At 43.2% G+C, this 17,528-nt stretch carries 17 protein-coding genes; 5 read left to right on the forward strand and 12 right to left on the reverse strand.

From position 1 onward, the window contains the following. Positions 1-72: 72 nt before the first annotated feature. Positions 73-1,266: a substrate-binding domain-containing protein gene (locus ACFQWC_RS09705; protein WP_299741275.1), complete on the reverse strand. Its 1,194-nt coding sequence runs from the start codon at positions 1,264-1,266 to the stop codon at positions 73-75. A gap of 195 nt (positions 1,267-1,461) precedes the next feature. Between ACFQWC_RS09705 and ACFQWC_RS09710 the strand changes: the two genes are divergently transcribed. Continuing rightward, positions 1,462-1,680, forward strand: a complete 219-nt coding sequence (locus ACFQWC_RS09710) for a hypothetical protein (RefSeq protein WP_377107023.1) — start codon at positions 1,462-1,464, stop codon at positions 1,678-1,680. 166 nt (positions 1,681-1,846) lie between these two features. Here ACFQWC_RS09710 and ACFQWC_RS09715 read toward each other — a convergent pair whose 3' ends face one another. The 4 genes from ACFQWC_RS09715 to ACFQWC_RS09730 form a co-directional block, all read right to left on the reverse strand. Next, entirely contained in the window at positions 1,847-5,077 is a 3,231-nt protein-coding gene (locus tag ACFQWC_RS09715) for an AfsR/SARP family transcriptional regulator (RefSeq protein ID WP_299740098.1), read from the reverse strand. A 140-nt stretch (positions 5,078-5,217) separates the two neighbouring features. Then, entirely contained in the window at positions 5,218-5,778 is a 561-nt protein-coding gene (gene lepB, locus ACFQWC_RS09720) for a signal peptidase I (RefSeq protein WP_299740096.1), read from the reverse strand. Continuing rightward, positions 5,775-6,416 carry a TVP38/TMEM64 family protein gene (locus ACFQWC_RS09725; protein WP_299740094.1) on the reverse strand — a complete coding sequence of 214 codons (642 nt, stop codon included), beginning with the start codon at positions 6,414-6,416 and terminating at the stop codon, positions 5,775-5,777. The genes lepB and ACFQWC_RS09725 overlap by 4 nt, the downstream gene beginning before the upstream one ends. Positions 6,417-6,939: 523 nt before the next feature. Continuing rightward, entirely contained in the window at positions 6,940-8,907 is a 1,968-nt protein-coding gene (locus ACFQWC_RS09730) for a S9 family peptidase (RefSeq protein WP_377107026.1), read from the reverse strand. A 206-nt stretch (positions 8,908-9,113) separates the two neighbouring features. Here ACFQWC_RS09730 and ACFQWC_RS09735 point away from each other — a divergent pair, with 206 nt between their 5' ends. Then, the gene (locus ACFQWC_RS09735) at positions 9,114-9,503 is read left to right on the forward strand and encodes a YhjD family protein (protein ID WP_299740090.1); all 390 of its coding nucleotides are present in this window, start codon (positions 9,114-9,116) and stop codon (positions 9,501-9,503) included. 6 nt (positions 9,504-9,509) lie between these two features. On the opposite strand, the gene ACFQWC_RS09740 is transcribed toward ACFQWC_RS09735, so the two are convergent. Continuing rightward, positions 9,510-10,079 (reverse strand): competence protein ComK, encoded by a 570-nt coding sequence (locus tag ACFQWC_RS09740; protein ID WP_377107028.1) that lies wholly within the window; start codon positions 10,077-10,079, stop codon positions 9,510-9,512. A gap of 197 nt (positions 10,080-10,276) precedes the next feature. Between ACFQWC_RS09740 and ACFQWC_RS09745 the strand changes: the two genes are divergently transcribed. Next, positions 10,277-10,513: an IDEAL domain-containing protein gene (locus ACFQWC_RS09745; RefSeq protein WP_299740086.1), complete on the forward strand. Its 237-nt coding sequence runs from the start codon at positions 10,277-10,279 to the stop codon at positions 10,511-10,513. A gap of 137 nt (positions 10,514-10,650) precedes the next feature. Beyond that, positions 10,651-11,316 (forward strand): DUF421 domain-containing protein, encoded by a 666-nt coding sequence (locus tag ACFQWC_RS09750; RefSeq protein WP_377107030.1) that lies wholly within the window; start codon positions 10,651-10,653, stop codon positions 11,314-11,316. 169 nt (positions 11,317-11,485) lie between these two features. Here the strand turns inward: ACFQWC_RS09750 and ACFQWC_RS09755 are convergent, their stop codons facing one another. From ACFQWC_RS09755 to ACFQWC_RS09770, 4 genes are all read right to left on the reverse strand, one after another. Then, positions 11,486-11,722 carry a hypothetical protein gene (locus tag ACFQWC_RS09755; protein ID WP_299740082.1) on the reverse strand — a complete coding sequence of 79 codons (237 nt, stop codon included), beginning with the start codon at positions 11,720-11,722 and terminating at the stop codon, positions 11,486-11,488. A 298-nt stretch (positions 11,723-12,020) separates the two neighbouring features. Then, positions 12,021-13,292: a M48 family metallopeptidase gene (locus tag ACFQWC_RS09760; protein ID WP_377107033.1), complete on the reverse strand. Its 1,272-nt coding sequence runs from the start codon at positions 13,290-13,292 to the stop codon at positions 12,021-12,023. Positions 13,293-13,422: 130 nt separating this feature from the next. After that, the gene (locus ACFQWC_RS09765) at positions 13,423-13,734 is read right to left on the reverse strand and encodes an AzlD domain-containing protein (RefSeq protein ID WP_299740078.1); all 312 of its coding nucleotides are present in this window, start codon (positions 13,732-13,734) and stop codon (positions 13,423-13,425) included. Further along, positions 13,727-14,449 (reverse strand): AzlC family ABC transporter permease, encoded by a 723-nt coding sequence (locus tag ACFQWC_RS09770; protein ID WP_377107035.1) that lies wholly within the window; start codon positions 14,447-14,449, stop codon positions 13,727-13,729. Before ACFQWC_RS09770 ends, ACFQWC_RS09765 begins: the two co-directional genes overlap by 8 nt. A 102-nt stretch (positions 14,450-14,551) precedes the next feature. On the opposite strand from ACFQWC_RS09770, the gene ACFQWC_RS09775 reads away from it, so the two are divergent. Beyond that, complete coding sequence (locus ACFQWC_RS09775; RefSeq protein ID WP_377107037.1) at positions 14,552-15,109, forward strand: helix-turn-helix domain-containing protein; 558 nt, start codon at positions 14,552-14,554, stop codon at positions 15,107-15,109. 55 nt (positions 15,110-15,164) lie between these two features. Here the strand turns inward: ACFQWC_RS09775 and ACFQWC_RS09780 are convergent, their stop codons facing one another. Next, positions 15,165-16,415: a YeeE/YedE family protein gene (locus ACFQWC_RS09780; RefSeq protein WP_299740072.1), complete on the reverse strand. Its 1,251-nt coding sequence runs from the start codon at positions 16,413-16,415 to the stop codon at positions 15,165-15,167. Between the two features lie 145 nt (positions 16,416-16,560). Further along, a complete protein-coding gene (locus ACFQWC_RS09785) occupies positions 16,561-17,466 on the reverse strand; it encodes an AEC family transporter (protein ID WP_377107039.1) in 906 nt (301 codons plus the stop codon). Positions 17,467-17,528 lie beyond the last annotated feature (62 nt).

Raw genomic sequence — 17,528 nt, forward strand, 5'->3', positions numbered from 1 at the left:
AGGGGCTGACTGATAACAAAGTGCCAAAACACCCAGTCAGTCACCCCCCTTTTCATTCCTTTAAGTTCGATTTTAGTTACGGATCGGAGGAGCCGTTTCTTCCGGCGAAAGCTCTCTGATCAATACCGGAACAGGATATGGAACTCCCTCTTTCTTCTCGAGCTTGATGGCATATAGCGTTTGTAATGCCTGATGATCTTCTTCCCGGAAGGTCATCGTTCCCTTCGGTGTTTCGAAGCTCATTCCCTCCATCGTTTCAATGAGGGTATCAGGATCTAAATCCCCTTCTGTTTTCTTGATCGCCTCCACAATGGAAATCGCCGAGCTCATCCCACCTGGGGTAAAGAGATCCGGAACGTCCCCGTCATATTTCTTCTTGTGTTCTTCCACTAACCAGTCGTTAATGTCATTGTCCGGCAGTTCATGGTAATAGACACTGAACCCTTCCATCCCCACAAGTGGTTCCATAGCTGATAGAGCAGCAATATCTGGTGCCCCTGTAGAAATTTTGATCCCTTTTTCCTGGAGCTTCATATCCCCGATTTGATTCCATGGAGAGTTCGCACCTGCCCAGATGACAAATAGATAATCCGGTTTACTATCAATGACCTTTTGGATATTCGATGTAAAATCTGTAGCCGCCGGATCTGCATATTCTTCAAGTACAATTTCAGCTCCAAGACCTTCAGCCGCTTCTTTAAAGGCTGCCACCCCGTCGCGGCCAAATGAATAATCCGGTGCCAGTGTAGCGATCTTCACTCCATCCTTCGCAATCGCAGCAGCCCCTGCAACAGCATCCTGTGAAGAGTTACGGGCTGTACGGAAGATATAAGGATTAAACTCTGAACCTGTAATACTATCGGCAACCGCCGGCTCGACAATCATGATCTTTTCGTATTCTTCTGCAAGTGGCAGCACGGCCAGTGTGTCACCTGAGCTTGATGATCCAACCAGGAAATCCACTCCATCTTCTTCTAAAAGCTTCGTCGCTTTTTGAACAGCAACCTCTGGCTTCGTTTCTGTATCTTCAAACACAACTTCTATTTTCTTCCCCGCCACTTCCATCGTTCCATCCGTGGCATACTCGAGGCCTAATTCAAATCCGCGCTGCGTTTGCTTCCCATATGACTCCAGTGCTCCTGTAAGGGAAGCAAGCACCCCGATCTTCACCGTTTCCTGTTCTTTCTCATCTGTATCCCCCGACCCGCCACTGCTTTCTGAGCTGCAGGCACTCGCAGCAATAAGCATGCATGACATCAACATCATTAAAGTCGTCCATCTAAACGATCGTTTCACATTTTCTCCCCCTCGGAATATGAACTAAAGCGATAATAGCTTTGAATTCATCTTAGGTGAGGTGAGTTACAAATGAGTTACATGGGAGTGGGGCGATGTTTTTGAATGGGTTGCGTGCAAATAAGGATTGCAATTGGATAATTATGTTAATCGGCCGGTTTTTTGATGCTTTCGGCCGGATTAAGTGGAAAAACGGCTGAATTCCATGCTATTTCGGCTGGATTATTCGATAACACGGCTGGATTCCATGCTATTTCCGCTGGATTATTCGATATTACTGCCGGCTTTCATGCTATTTCCCCCGGATTATTCGATAAAACGGCCGGTTTCCTTGATATTTCGCTGGATTATTCGATAAAACGACTGGATTATTCAAAACTCTAATCGAATATCCTGCGATAATAACCAATGTTCCTACGGTAAATATGATCATGACCCAAGTTCTCATAAAAGCAATTGAGTTCCTGGCATTCTTCGACCGAATCTCGCAATGTAAATCCATCTCAAAATAAAAAAGGATCAGATCCCCAAAGTGGATCTGACCCTTTCCTTATTCAAATAGCCTTCCTCTTACCTTCGCACCAATGACCATTTCATACATTTGCTGTGTCGCTGTCATGGGATCGACGCCCAGTTCGGATTCGAGGATGTCTTTGCAGCGCTGAAACCACTTAACGGCTTGGGGACGGTTATTCTTTTGATAATAGCCGTACATGAGGATGCGGTAGGCTTCCTCCCAAAGGGGATCATGTTCGATAATCGTCAGGCAGTAATCGATGGCTTCATCGACCCGTTCCATTCTCACTGCGATCTGAGCCCGTTTCTCCAGTCCTCTCAAGTATAGGAGATGAAGTCGCTCCCTTTCCTTCTCGGTCCACCACGCCCCTTTCCGGTCCGGCAAGAACATCCCTTTATAATAGTGGAATCCCCGTTCGAGGAATTGAATGGATTTCTCCACATCGTTTTCTTTTAATCCCTCTGTGATCCAGCTGGTGAATTGATCGGCATCGTATTCGATGTTGGCCATTGGATTCAATCCATACCCTTCCTGATGGCGACCGATAAAGAAAGCTTTTCCCCTTGCTTGACGATTGGGTTCTAATACATTGTTCAGGGCGTTGAGTGCCACCTTGAAGTCACGGTCCGAACCTGTCCCCTCTGGCCACAGTTCTTCAATGATTTCTTCTTTCCGTTTTAATTGGTTCCGTTGAATCAGGAAGTATTGAAATAATTCTTTCGCCTTCTCCCTCTGCCACTGCTTCTCTATGACTTTATGATCGCCTAACCGGATTTCAAAGCGTCCGAGGGTTTGAACTTTGATTGTGTACCCCGGATGGGAGGTGATCGAATCATATCCTGATTTGGTTAAAAGCTGATGACAAAATGAGGCATGAATGCTCTCCTGGTAAGCTTTGACTAATAATGGAATCAGGCTTTGCAGGTCTTTCGGCCCGAATGTAGTCGGCTTGAAAAAGATAAACTCATATTCTCCCATTTGGACTTCATTTAAGCAGGAGGTCATATTTTCAACGAATCTATCGTGATCACCTGTTTTGTAGGCAATTGCGCTTTTCCACAAATCTGTCACCATTTTGCCGTAACGGTCTCCGCACGATTGAAAATGACTGCTCGCCCGTTCAAAGCTTTTCCTCGCCTCTTCAAATTCTTCTTTGTAAAAGTCCGTTATCCCTACGCTCAGAAGTATGAGTGAATATAGCCACATATCCTCTACCTTTTCCGTTTCATGCAAAGCCTCTTCGGCTAATTCCTTTGCACTCTGGAAATCTCCTGATCTGGCATAAAGAATCGACAGTCCCATATATGGTTCTGCTTTTCCCCTTGAAACATTGATCTGACTCATTAATTCTAACGATGTTTCATAGCAGCTTTTTGCAAGCTCTGTGTCGTAATCACTGATGAGCTGAACGGCATGACCCATGCGAATCCAACCGCATGCTTCCACAAAAGGAGACTTCCCTTTGATTCCCTGACTGATCCCCTGCTGAGCTAATGATTTGGCTTCGCTGCCATTCCCCATGAACGATTGAATAAGCGACAGAAGCAATTCTTTTTCCCGATGGGATTGTGGAAGCCGGTCTTCTCCTTCTTTGTAGAGAAGAACCTGTTTTGCTTCTTGAAGCTTCCCTGTTCGGAGAAGCATCCTTGCCTCAAGGTTGCCTTCTTCCTTCATGAAACCGCTCTTCTTTCCTTTGTCATACCAGATTTTCGCCTGAATTGCCTTTCCAGAGTTCACCAAATTCTCTGCTATCAGAACATATAAATGATTTTTTTCGAAAAGGTATTCTTGATCTTCAACCTCTAAACATTCAATGGCTTTGAGTAAAAACCGCTGTGCTTTTCCCGGCTGAATCGTGTCTAAATAGATTCTGCCGATTCCTTCATATGCTTTGCTCAGCATGAGCGCGTCACTCTTTTCCTCTGCCAGTTGAATTCCATGGGTATAGGCTTTTTCTGCTTTTTCGTAGAATGACCGATAACGAAAGAACTCACCTTGATAAAACCAAAGAGGATAATATTGATCCTTTAAGGAGTCTGGAACCTCCCCCAAGTAGTCACCAAGTGTTTCGAGCTGTCCACTTTTCATCATCGCATCCGCTTCACGAACAAGAATAGCGGACACCGCCTCAATGTTTTCCATTTTCATATAATGATGAATCGCTTTTTCCCACTTCCCGTTCTGTTCATAGAATCGAGCACATTTCAGCTGTAATTCCTTATAGAGCCCTATGCTTTCTTCTTTAAATTTCCGTTCTAAAAAAGTTTGGAAAAGGGCGTGAAGTCGATAATGATGTGATCCTTTCATTTCTTGAATAAGGGCATTTTTCTCTGACAGCTGGTTTAACATTTGCCCGGATCCCGGCAGTTCAAAGATGGCTTCGCATGTACGTCCATTTATTTCATCGAGAATCGAGATTTGCTTCAAGAACTGCTGCACGATCGGTGTTTGCTTAGAAAACACCTCATGTGCCAAATAATGAAAGAGCTCTTCAAGGGAGGAATGCTGCTTTTCCACCATGAGAATATCAGGATTCTCTTGAAGCTGCGAATGAATCATACTGACAGCAATGACCCAGCCTTCGGTTAATTCACAAATCGCATCAAGCTGGGATTCGGGAATGACCGTTTCATGAAAGTCCGTTAGAAGTACTTCCACCTCTTCTTTCGTGAGGCACAAATCATTTTCTGTTATCTCTAATAATTGTCGGGATATTTTCAGCTGGATAAATGTGGCCCATGAAGGCTTGGTTCGTGTAGATAGAAAGAAATGAATGTGACCCGGTAAGTGCTCAATGACCTTCTCCATCCATTGATTTATAAGGAAGGAATGGTCCACTAAATGATAGTCGTCGACGATAATGGTGAATGTGTGGGGGATTTTCATGCATTCGTTAATAAACAATGCACTTAATCTGTAGATATCATCATCCTTCATATATTGCCCCATGGACAGAATGGTTTCCCTCAACTCTTCTCCAAAATGAGGGATTTGCTTCTGGATGCTATACACAATATTTGTGACAAACGGAACCAGTCCGTCATCGGTTTGCGTAATCGAGTACCAGCAATGGTTCGGCTTTACATCTTGAAGAAACTGACTGATCGCAGTACTCTTTCCGTAGCCTGCCCCCGAATGAACGATCACCAATTTATAATCTGTAACCGTTCTCATTTTTTTCATTAAGCTTGGCCGCCTAATATATGAATCCTTGACAACAGGCGGCACAAATTTGGTTTCAATGATTGGAATTTCTGTTGTCACACAACCACCCTCAAAACGAACGAATTTTCTTACTATTCTATCATATTTATATTGGGCGATGGAGGACAACTAGTACTTAAGTGGAGAATCTTTTACAAAAAAAAGAATACTGCTCAAGTATTGAACAGCATTCAGGATCGTTAGTTTCTAAATTGTACATCCCATTCGTTGATAGGCCAGTAACGAAGATCCACCTTCCCGACGATCTGTTCACGGTCTATGAACCCGAAGTAGCGACTATCCATGCTTCCCCGGCGGTTATCTCCAAGAACAAATACTTTTCCTTTGGGAACCGTTTGCTCATCTGTGATTTCTTCCAGAGTAAAGTCACCCGTCAGCTTATTTCCGATATACTCTTGCTTGAATTTCTCTAAATAAGGTTCAGGATAGTACTCTCCGTTAATATATAGCTTATCGTCCTTATAAACGACCTTATCACCGGGCAGTCCGATGATGCGTTTCACATAATCCTCATTTTCATTTGCATGAAAGACGACAACATCAAAGCGATCCAAGTCTCCAATATGATAACCGATTTTGTTCACAACAAGCTTATTTCCATCCTGTAGTGTCGGCATCATCGATTCACCTTCGACTACATAGTTGGAGAAGAGAAAGGTTCGAATGATGATAAAGATGATCAGTCCAATCCCTAAGGCTTTAATCCATTCGAGTCCTTCTCTTTTTACCTCTTCTCTCAATTTGATTCCTCCTGCTTTTTCCGTTCAATTCGTTGGTCTATTTCCATTTTCTTATTCAGATGTATCTCAATTCGTTTCCCTACAAACCATAGCACAAAGATAATGGCTGCAACGATCACAGTACGTATTGGCTGTCTTACTAATGATATGATATCATATCCGATAAAACTTATGGTAAAAATCATCACCATTTTCCCTGTTACCACCGCGAGCATATATTGAGCGATGCTGATCGACGACAAACCCGCCACTACATTCACCACGGCAGACGGCGTAAAGGGAAAGCATAAGAGAATGAACAACGGGCCAAACCCATGCTTGTCTACCCATTTCGTCAATCGTTTCACTTGGCGGTTCTTTCTCAGGAAACGAAAAAATCGGGTCTCCCCATACCTTCTTACCAACAAGAATACAATAAGAGCTCCAAGAGTAGCCCCGATCCACGAAAACAGAAACCCCCACCATAACCCGAATGCATTGGCATTCGCCGTCACAAACACAACCAGTGGCAGGAACGGAAGAAATGCTTCCAGCAGCGGCAGCAGGATCCCTGGAATGGGTCCAAACGAACGATACTGCTGAATCAGGTCCATCATATTTTCAAGTGTAAACCATTCTTTTATCGACTTTATATCCATATTATATGTTTCCCCTTAAACGACCATGAACAAATAAACTCATTTCGTTATATCGTTACTTATATTTTCATCATATCACACCAAATCAGGATTTCCATATTGTTATCTCTCGGGTCGTTTTATTAATATAACTTTGCCTAATGAGGGGGGATGTAAACGTTTTGGGGTGGGTTATTTTTGGGGGTGCGTTCTGGAATAGGTTTTGGATTAGGATTCGTTCGTTGGTTCGTCTTTCGTTCGCAAAATTTGTCGGATTTTGTACATTACCAGATATATTGAATCTTTAGCAGATAAAAGTGTTTTTGAGGATGTTAAAATCGGGGAACGGTAGATAAATTCCTTCTCCAAACAATCCAGTCAAGGATTCCTCAACTCCGTCCGGTTGATATTATCGACTTCGCCCCATTTATTATCGACTTTCACAATAGTGCTCCACACTCGTCAAATTTCATTTTTTTATTCTTCATTCCCCATTTCCCCTAAAAAAACAGCCATCCCCATCCAGGAATGACAGCTCTCTCCTCTATAAATGCTCCCCAAACCAACCCACAATCTCTTGTAATCTTGCTTCCCTCAAGGAAGGTTTTCCATTCCGTGACAAATTGTGATTGGATTCCGGGAAACGCACGAATCTTACATCTTTTTTCTCTCGCTTTAATGCGATGAATAACTGTTCCGCCTGCTCGATTGGACAACGGTAGTCCTTTTCGCTGTGAAGTATTAATAGGGGGGTGTTCATATTCTTCACATAAGCAAGGGGTGAATGCTTCCAAAGGGTTTCGATGTCGCCGAGGTCGCTTTGGATTTGCCACTCCGAGAAGTAGTAGCCGATATCGCTCACTCCGTAAAAACTGATCCAATTGCTGATGGAGCGCTGGGTGGCCGCCGCTTTAAACTTGTCGCTATGACCGATGATCCAGTTGGTCATGAACCCTCCGTAGCTTCCACCGGTCACACCTAAGCGGGTTTCATCAATAAACGAAAATTCCTCAAGGGCATACTCGACTGCTGCCATGATATCTTCGTAATCCCCGCCGCCGTAATCGCCTCTTACGGCATCCACGAACTCTTGCCCGTAGCCATGGCTTCCTCTTGGATTCACATATAAAACAGCATATCCTTTACTTGCCAGTACTTGGAATTCGTGAAAGAACGTGTTCCCATACATGGTGTGGGGGCCTCCGTGGATTTCGACGATTAGTGGATATTTCTTTCCTTCCTCATAGTCGACTGGCTTCATGATCCAGCCTTGTACCTGCCAGCCTTTCGCACCATTGTACATAAAGGCTTGAGGAGAGGATATTTCACGATCCGCCAGGCCCCCGTTCAGGTTGGTCACTTTCTTCAGGTCTCCGGTAGGAACATGAAGAGTATACAATTCACCAGGTTCTGTCGGTTTACTCATGGCAACGAGCATTACTTGGCGATCAGAATCGAAGTCGAATCCATATATATGCTGCTGCTCCTGCAGCAATGCAGGGTAGATGGCTCCTTCAATGTGAGCGTAGTAAAGGACCGTGTTTCCTGAATCAGACGCCAGGAAATAGAAACTTTCATTGTCCTTTGACCACAGGATTCCTGCTTGAGATGAGCCTTGGATACTGTCAGTATTGAGATAATCTCCTACAGGTACATCCATGCTTTCTGTCAGGCAAACGGAGTGACCGGTTTCAAGGTGATGCAACCACACCTTATTGTGTGTCGCATTCTCATATTCACGTCCATGTCCTAAATAGGAGAGACGCTTTCCATCGGGAGACCAGCTTGCTTCTCCGTAGTACCCCGATTCTCCATTAATCTTCTTATATTCGTTCGTTTCAAGATGATAAATAAATAAATCAGACTGGAAGGAGAAATCTTTGTCTTCTGTTCTGTCCACTGAAAACGCAATGTGCTTACCATCGGGGGACCAGGAGTGAAGAGTGTAATCATGGACATCATCCGTGATTCTTCTCATTTCCTTCGACACCACCCCCACCATTACTATCTGCGAGTGGCAGTTGTCATCGAAACCTCGGTCATCACTTTTATATTTCATGCTTGTCGCAACAAATGGCTTTAATTTCTCTTCTTCGCCATCCTTCTTTTCAAACGTCTCCCCTTTTTCCAATCGCATCGAGAAAGCGATCTTTTCACCACAAGGAGACCATACAGGATTCGAAACGCCTTTTTGATAATCCGTCAGCTGCTCTGCTTCCCCTCCATCACGATGAATGACATAAAGCTGATTCACGCCGGAACGATTTGAGACAAAGGCAATCGTCCCCCCATCAGGTGACCATCTCGGAGATGAAATCGTTTGTTCTCCGAAAGTCCATTGGCGAGTGGTTTGGTCTTGCAGACGAATGCTATGTAAGGTTGAGAAATATTCATTTTTTTCTTCACACATGATGGTTTGGACAAATACGGCTTCTTCTCCGCTTGGAGACAATCTTGGATCGGATACGGCCTTTATTTCGTAGAGGTCCTGAATTTCAATTCCTTTATTCATGTTCTGATACCATCCTTTCTTCTGTTCCCCATATGATTTCGACGTCAGAAATACTTTTCCCTTTATGGATAAAAACTCGAACTGCCCTTCATAATAGAAACAAATTCAAATTCTACAACTTTCCCTATTGAAAGTAAATCGAATTCCACGTAAAATGAAAATACGAACATTCGTTCTATATCAAAAATGAAAAGGAGTCTTTTCATATGACAAGGATCCCGGAGAATGACAGGAATATATTAGAACAGGCGATTTATTTACCGATGGTGCTGACCATATTGAATCGTGATCTGCAAATCGTGGATAGCAGTCCTTTTAAATTAAAACGACCGTATCTGGAATTGGTCGAGGAGACGATGAAGGTCATCCAAGGAGAACTCGCTCATGTAAAAAAGTACATGAGGACCAATAAGATGAAGGTTGAGCGAATTCAATCAGACGATGCTTTTACGATGTATATGTTTCTTTATAAGGGTTATGAAGAACACCATAACTACTTTAATCCGCGCCTTCGCAACCGGGTGGAGGATCTAATGAGACATTATTTGTATCGCCGTTTCCTGGAAACGAAAACAGACACAACAAAAGAAGCGTGATTGATCTCACGCATCAGCTTTTTTGATAGTTGGATTGAGATAAAACGTTTTTATGTTACTCGCTTCAGTGTGAACCTTCGTATTATATTTACTTTCCATTTCTGCCACCCGCTGTGTATATGCAATACGCAAATCAGAGGTGCGAAGCATTTGATTTTCAAAGGAACTATATGAAATCGGAACCGTGCAGGACTCATTGTTTTGAAGATATACCTTCGTTGATCCATTTGTCGATCGTTCATACCCACGAACATGGGAGTGGGAAACCCAGGCACATTCTTGCTTGACAGGAGATGATGTTGGAAAAAGATAAATGGACATCTGAGGATTCACCATGATGGGAGCTTTGTAGATAATACCCGTAAGTCTCTTGGTGCCTTCTTTTCTTCCTTCATAGGAGGAACCAAAGAATTCACAGCTCTTCTTCAAAATTTCAAACGGTTTAAATGGGGAGACTAGCACGTCATCTACCTCTATGATCTTGGTAAATGTCCTGGCACCGTACTCAATAGGCTGCAGGATCATCGTATGGGGATTCACTTCATATTCTTCTATAATTCGAGATTTTTCTCTCATTTCATCGCCTCCATTTACATTTTTCACCAAAATAATACCACAAATTCCGAGGGTTGTCTCCTATATTTTTAAAAATTCTGAAATTTACTGCACGCCACCCGTTTATGAGTAAAAAATTATCAGAATATTTAATTTTTTAGTTGAATTTTTACTACTTACCCCATATACTAATAAAAAGAATTCAGGGGTGACCGTATATGGAAAACAAAAAGTCCTATACCGAAATGATGAAAGCTTCTGCGATGACCCGGAAGAAAGCCGCTGAGAGAAGTGTAATGGAGATCTATATTGACATGGTGTTGCATGAAAGCATTCTGACGACCCGTAAGACAAAACTCCTGACAGACATTGACGCCGCCCTGGATAAGAAAAATAAACCTTTGTTCATGAAATTAACAAAAGAATTAAACGAACTGAACCTAAGCTATGGATGATAAATAATAGCTGACTCTCCACAGAGTCAGCTATTCCTTTTTTAATGGACGGGCCATTGGACCCCCTCCATTTCATGAATTACTTCAATTTAAATAGTACATCCTAAAGCTAACCTATACACTTTGGAGCGAATATGATGATCCTGCTAATAAAAGTACTTGTCCTCTACTTAATTACCATTGCCGCTATGCGACTGATGGGAAAATCCACAATTGTACAAATGACCCCTTATGATCTTGTGGCGATTATCATTGTCGGGACCATTGCCTCTGAGCCCTTAATCTCTACAGAATTCTGGCCGACGATTGCATCTCTCGTCATTTTAGTAGGACTGCATGTACTGTTTTCATTCATGACCTTAAGTCAATGGGGAAACCGTTTCTTTCTTGGAGAACCTACCTTGCTGATTAAAAATGGTGAAATTCTAGAGGACAACCTTGAGAAATCTAAGATATCGCTGATTCAGTTGACGTCCATTCTACGCTCACAAGGTTACCCGAAGATTTCAGACGTGGACTACGCCATGCTCGAGCCGATAGGTGAAGTAAGCATCATTCCAAAGGTGGAAAACACCCCTGTTACCGTCCAGCATCTCGGCCTTAAAATCGATGACGAGGGATTGCCGATTTCAGTGATTGTGGATGGTAAAATCCAAACGCGGAACCTGGTGCTCCTTGGGAAATCGCAAGAATGGCTGGAAGCTCAACTAACGAACTCCGGACTTCATTACAAAGATGTAATTTTCGCTTATATGACAGAGAAAGCGAAGAACCTGATTATCAGTAAAAGAGAAAAAGCCTAGTCTTTTTAAGAACCAGGATTTTTCATTATTCCTTTATTAAAAATAAACGTATGGTCGGGTCTCCTCAAAGTGACGGACCGTTTCACTTGATACATTTCACCTATTCTATTTGTAAAAGACGGACTGGCGGCTTCTTCCTCATCATATTGAAATTCCATTCAAGGAAGATCTAATGTAGTAAATTCCCATAAGTTTTAATCGTAAAGTATAATGCTACGGCGGTATAAACAAAAGCCGTCCAGAAAGAAATGGAATGATAAAACCTCTTCTTTTTTTCTTTGATCAAATGCTGCCCCTTTTTGTAAAAATATCCATCTCCGTTTACGTAGATGATGATCAGGGTAACTAATATCCCAATGATCAAAGACCACTCCATCATCGGGCGGCCAGTTTCAAGATAACTCAAAAAAGGTAAACCGATTAACGCTAAAACGGTAAACATAAAACGAATAAATAATATCCAAGCTTTTTGATACTTGATTTTCCCCGCCCCCTGCCAGTTTTAATAAACTGAAAAACCCAACTATACAATTCCTTATTTTACCATATTTACGAGGATTGTGCACTGAAATTTGGAATTTCAGGAATAGGATTTAGAAATAGACACAATAAAAAAACGACTCGCTTCCTACCACAAGTCGTCCTTCATGTCATGCACACTCTTTCAATTTATAGAGGGAGAACCTATCCTCAGTATTACCCCTTTACTCTGTATCTTTCTCTGTTTCATACTCTTCAAGCATCGTCAATCGTTCAAGCATCGTCGGATGGCCGTAACGGAAAATCTTCACAAGTAAAGGCGGATTGACCTGAGATAATCCCACCTTGGATAACTTCTGGAAAGATGAAATGGCGGCTTCTTTGTCGCTCGTCATTTCTATTGCATATCGGTCAGCCCTCGTTTCCTGGTAGCGGGAGATCCAGTTACTAAGGGGACTGACAGTGAACAGCAGCATGGACGTAATCATCAAGAACAGAGGTAATGAGCTCAAGTTCGACACGTTCGATACTTTCATGTCCTCTTTATGATTGGCGACGATCCCTCTCATCAGCTTGGCCGTCAGGAATAATCCAAAAAAGGATAGGATCAGGTATATCGCAATGCCTAAATAGATATGCTTCTCCACATAGTGAGCCATTTCATGAGCCATTACAAACAGAATTTCCTCGTCTGTTAATTTTTCAAGTGTCGTATCCCAGAGGACAATCCGGGAATTGGATCCTACACCGGTAACATAGGCGTTCAGGGAGTTCGTCTTCTCCGACATATCGACTTCAAACACGTGGTCTGCAGGGATTTTCGCCTTGTCTGCAAGAGTCAGGATTTGCTCTTCTAACGCTTTATCTTTCAGTGGATAGAAGTCATTGTATAACGGATCGATCAATACAGGCTGCACGAACATCATGAAAACCGTAAATGGCACAGACAATGCCCAGGCTGCCAGCCACCAGCGCTGTTTGAATCGTTTCATCAAACCATATAACACAGAAACAATGATGAACATAAGCAGGTAATTCACCCAGAAATCCGTGACCTCATCCTTCATCCACATGGCAAAGGTTTGGGTGGAAATATTGTAGCTCTTCGAAATTTTATAGGAAATATACTGAAGAGGAAAAATCGCTACAAAAGAAGCAATCGATAACCAGAATAAATAAATGGCCGTTTGCAGGAAACCATTTTTCACTGTGCCCCTCGCCCACTTCTCAAACACACGCGAGACCCCGAGGATCAGGATCAGGAAATAAAACAACCATTCATAAGGAGTGGATAAGAAAAACAGGAGATTCTTGATTTTAGAAAAATCCTCACTCAGCATAATTTCTTTATCATTCATAAAGGTGGCTGGATCAGCACTGCTTCCGTTGTACATGTCAGGCAAAGTAGAATCCGCCAAGAAAAATAAATACACATATAGAAACAAGCCTAATAGCAAATAAGCCAGGATTGAACGAAGTGCCCATTTTTTAGCCAACATATTTCCTCCCTTCAATGTCTTCATTACTATATGTAATACCCTGTCCAAAGATTTAGAACCTAAACACATTACGGCAGAAATCGCGAAATCCCCCTCCAATTAAAAAAGCCGCGACCCGAATCGCGGCTTACATCAAGAACACCGAATACAAAGACAGTACTGAAATCGCCCCAATCACCACAAGGATGACGTTGGCACCAAGAAAGGCGATGACAAATGCGGCTGCCGTCCCGACGGCTCCAAACATAAGATTCCCCTCTTGAATCAAAAGGATGCTCGGAAAAATTAAAGCGCCTAATACGGCGAAGGGAACATTCTTTAATACCCCTTGAAGAAATGGAGGCAGCTCTTTCCCTTTAAATACGAGGAAAGGAAGCATTCTGGGAATATACGTGACAATCGCCATACCGATGATCATCAACACAATCGCGCTATTCATTCGCTCTCTCTCCTCCCTTCATCATGACCACCAATTCCACAATCACGGCTGATACGAGGGTAGCAAGTACAATCGACCATCCGTTTGAAAGGTTGGTCGTGAAAAGCAGGATGCTATTCAACGCACCGGCCACTACAGCTAAAAACGTGACCTTGACACTTTTTTTCATGGAAGGAACGAGGAGTCCCACAAACATGGCATAAAGAGCGATCGTCATACTCGCTTGTAGAAACTCGGGAAGGATTTCCCCAATGAAGTAGCCTACACCAGAGTTCACGACCCAGCTCCCGTATGAAATGAGCATCACCCCGACGGCAAAACCCGTTCTTACTTTGCCATCTTTGACGCTGATGACCGTGAAGGTTTCATCCGTAATCCCAAACGCATAAAAAAGCTTTTTAAACAAACGGTCTTCCTCGAGCTTTTCACTTAAAGAAGCCGACATCAGGAAGTGACGGATGTTTACGATGAACGTTGTAAGAATAATTTCAATGATACCAGTACCAACCGCTATCAGACTCAGTGATATGTATTGAGCAGCCCCTGCAAACACGAGCATGCTCATCAGTACCGTTTCCGTGACCGTGAGGCCGGTTGTCCGTGCCAACAACCCAAAGGTTAACGCAACCGGCATATATCCGATGGCAATGCTGAGTCCTCCCTGCAGGCCCAGACGAAAATCACTCACTTTTTTCGTAGAAAGCAGTGCCTCCATCCTCTCACATCCTTTATAATAGAAGTAATTTACTATTTTAATTTTTTGATAATTTATTATATTATACATATAGACGCTATAGTATACAAGAGGAGTTTTAGCATGGAAAATTTCCCGATTCAAATTGGTGATAATATACGGAAGATCCGCAGGGAGCGCGGCTTCAGCCTTGAGCAGATGGCAGAGCGCACCGGTGTAAGCAAGGCGATGATCGGTCAAATTGAACGAGGTGATTCGAATCCGACGGTCGCGATTCTATGGAAGATCGCCAATGGCTTGAAGGTATCCTTCTCTTCACTGATTGAAAAGCCAAGCAATCAAATATCCATCATTCATTATCAAGACGTTCAGCCTGTTCTTGAAGATAACGGCAATTACATCGTGTATCCCATCTTCCCCTTCGATCCCCTGAAAAAATGGGAAAGCTACCGGGTTGAAATGAAACCGGGCTGCTTGTATCGGAATGAAGGCCATACGAAGGGGGTAGAGGAATATATCACGGTGCTGTTGGGGAAGATTGCCCTTAAAATTGGCGAAGAAACCTATGAGCTGACAGAAGGAAGTTCGATTCGTTTTGCCGCTGACTCAGGGCATGAATATGTAAATGATTCAGGAGAAACAGCTGTGTGCCAGATGGTTATTTATTATGGCGGTGAATAATCCCAAAAAAGTCCTGCATGTGAAACTACATGCAGGACTTTTTCAAACTATCCAGCTAGCAAAATGTATCCTTCGGTTTCGGCACCGACAATCCGAATAGCGGACGAAGATATAGTGCCAGGAACGTACCGCCAAGGGCAAGGATCCCCCAAATATAACCGTGAAGACTGAAGGAAGCAATCCCTCCGAAATAAGCACCAATGTTACATCCGAATGCCAAACGTGCACCGTATCCCATCAGCAGTCCACCAATGACGGACGCCATGGCATTTTTCCCGGTGATTTTATTAAAACGGAACAGGCCTCCTGCAGCAGATGCAAGAAATGCTCCAAGGATGACACCGAAGTTTAATACCGTTGTGGAATCAGCCAAGATCGATGCTTGAAGAGCTTCAGCATTGGCTCCTGTCCAGTAGCCCCAGCCTGCTACGTCGACCCCGAACATTCCGGCAACCTTTGATCCCCATAGAGCAAAGGCAGAAGTGATTCCCCAAGGATTCCCCCGTGTCATTAGAGTAAGAGCATTTAACACAGCCAATACAATCGCTGCTGCCAAAAGGGGCCAGGATCCACGTAAAATCCGTTTCCATCCCTTTGATGTTGGAAGTGTCGCCATGCGGGGCGGTTTTTTCTTCTTCTCCACCCGCAGTGTAATCCACGCAATGAATCCAAAGAATAAAATCGAAACGACCCACGCCCCGAAATAACCTAATCCGGTAGAAGTTGCTAATGAAATAGGTTTGAAGGACGGCAATTCCTCTGTCCAAAATGGAAGATGATAGGCTCCGACTGTGGCACCGACAATAAAGAATAGCAATGTGATAAACATAACCGAGCGGCCGCCGCCGATTGCGTAAAGGGTACCTGAAGCACAGCCTCCTCCAAGCTGCATCCCAATCCCAAACAGGAAGGCACCTACCAGTAAACTTACCCCAACAGGTGATACATAACCTGCCGCTTCACCCCCAAAGAATGTGTACCCTGTCGCAAGGATCGGAGCAAACAGCGTTACGGCAACGGCAAGCATCACCATATGTGCCCGCAGTGCCTGCCCGTTCCCTACAGACATCACTCTTCGGAAAGCAGAAGTGAATCCGAATCTTGCATGAAATAATGTATATCCTAACAACAGCCCCAGCAACAGTAACACGGTTTGGGCAATTTCTTGTGTAAAGAGTAAATATAGACTAAGAATCACTGTAACGATTAAACCGCCAGCCACTAAAGATGTCTGTGGCGGGTTCAATTCGGTACTCGCTTTCTCTGGACCCTTTTGTTCATTAATCGGTTGCACATAGCCAGCCATGCATATTCCTCCTTAATCTGATTGAATTAGTTGGAATTTATTTTACAATAGTAATAGATTCGAGAACAGTTGTCAAAAAGAGAGACTTCTACTTCCTTTCTTCTATTTAAAAAAGCTGCTTGATACATCTCAAGCAGCTTCGCTTCTATAAGGATACAAGAGCCAACATAATCGGAATCGTCACAATGCTCATAAGTGTAGTGACAAGGGTACTTGTCGACACTAAATCAGGCTCTGTGTTGAACTGCAATGAAAACATCGTCGTATTCGCAGCAGTCGGCATGCTTGCCAAAATAATGAGGATCGATCCCAGCATAGTAGAAATAGGAAGGAACGAAACGACGACCAGAGCTATGATGGGTGAAGCTACCATTCGCATGATCACAATAAAGGAAAGGGCGCCTCTTTCCACCTTCTTCCCTCCCAATGTCGCTAATTGCATTCCTAACACCACCATAATCGTAGGAATCGTTGCCTGGGAAATCAGATCAATGGTCTGACTCATAAACACCGGCACATCAAGATGAAACAATTGAAAACCCAGCCCAAGAAAAGCACCATGCAGAATCGGCATCTTGACGATCTTCATCCAGATTTCGCTCGTTTCCCTCTCTTTATCACTGCCACTGACAGCATAATAGAGGCCGATTGTATTCATCAGAAATGACTGGATCACCATCATTATGACCGCATAGCGAAAACCGAGCTCACCGAAAGCGAATAGGATGATCGGTACTCCATAGTTGCCGCTGTTCATGAATACCCCGGATAAAATCATGGCCGATACTTTCGGTTTAGAATAGTTTTTAAACCTCGCCACTATTTTAATAGAAACAATCAGGATCACACAAAGCGCGATACAAAAAAGAAAAATATAAAGATAATCCATATTCAGTTCATTCTCGTAAAATGTCTTGAATGCCAGAAATGGATACATTAAGTAAATGGCCATCTTCGAAATCGAATTGATCTCGAAACCAAGTTTCTTTTGGCCGATATATCCAACAGCAAAGACCAGTAATGCAGGCAGTACAATCAATATTACGTCCATTTACGTCACCACAATCTATTAATATGAAAGATAGGCTTGACTACTAGAGTCAAGCCTAAGTG

The sequence above is a fragment of the Rossellomorea sp. GCM10028870 genome (assembly GCF_042666755.1).
Lineage (GTDB): Bacteria > Bacillota > Bacilli > Bacillales > Bacillaceae_B > Rossellomorea.

Bases quoted from the DNA above. Each gene is read 5' to 3' on its own strand.
- ACFQWC_RS09705 (WP_299741275.1), bottom strand. From the start codon at position 1,266: ATGATGTTGATGTCATGCATGCTTATTGCTGCGAGTGCCTGCAGCTCA.
- ACFQWC_RS09710 (WP_377107023.1), top strand. From the start codon at position 1,462: ATGCTTTCGGCCGGATTAAGTGGAAAAACGGCTGAATTCCATGCTATT.
- ACFQWC_RS09725 (WP_299740094.1), bottom strand. From the start codon at position 6,416: ATGGATATAAAGTCGATAAAAGAATGGTTTACACTTGAAAATATGATG.
- ACFQWC_RS09730 (WP_377107026.1), bottom strand. From the start codon at position 8,907: ATGAATAAAGGAATTGAAATTCAGGACCTCTACGAAATAAAGGCCGTA.
- ACFQWC_RS09735 (WP_299740090.1), top strand. From the start codon at position 9,114: ATGACAAGGATCCCGGAGAATGACAGGAATATATTAGAACAGGCGATT.
- ACFQWC_RS09740 (WP_377107028.1), bottom strand. From the start codon at position 10,079: ATGAGAGAAAAATCTCGAATTATAGAAGAATATGAAGTGAATCCCCAT.
- ACFQWC_RS09745 (WP_299740086.1), top strand. From the start codon at position 10,277: ATGGAAAACAAAAAGTCCTATACCGAAATGATGAAAGCTTCTGCGATG.
- ACFQWC_RS09750 (WP_377107030.1), top strand. From the start codon at position 10,651: ATGATCCTGCTAATAAAAGTACTTGTCCTCTACTTAATTACCATTGCC.
- ACFQWC_RS09765 (WP_299740078.1), bottom strand. From the start codon at position 13,734: ATGAATAGCGCGATTGTGTTGATGATCATCGGTATGGCGATTGTCACG.
- ACFQWC_RS09770 (WP_377107035.1), bottom strand. From the start codon at position 14,449: ATGGAGGCACTGCTTTCTACGAAAAAAGTGAGTGATTTTCGTCTGGGC.
- ACFQWC_RS09775 (WP_377107037.1), top strand. From the start codon at position 14,552: ATGGAAAATTTCCCGATTCAAATTGGTGATAATATACGGAAGATCCGC.
- ACFQWC_RS09780 (WP_299740072.1), bottom strand. From the start codon at position 16,415: ATGGCTGGCTATGTGCAACCGATTAATGAACAAAAGGGTCCAGAGAAA.
- ACFQWC_RS09785 (WP_377107039.1), bottom strand. From the start codon at position 17,466: ATGGACGTAATATTGATTGTACTGCCTGCATTACTGGTCTTTGCTGTT.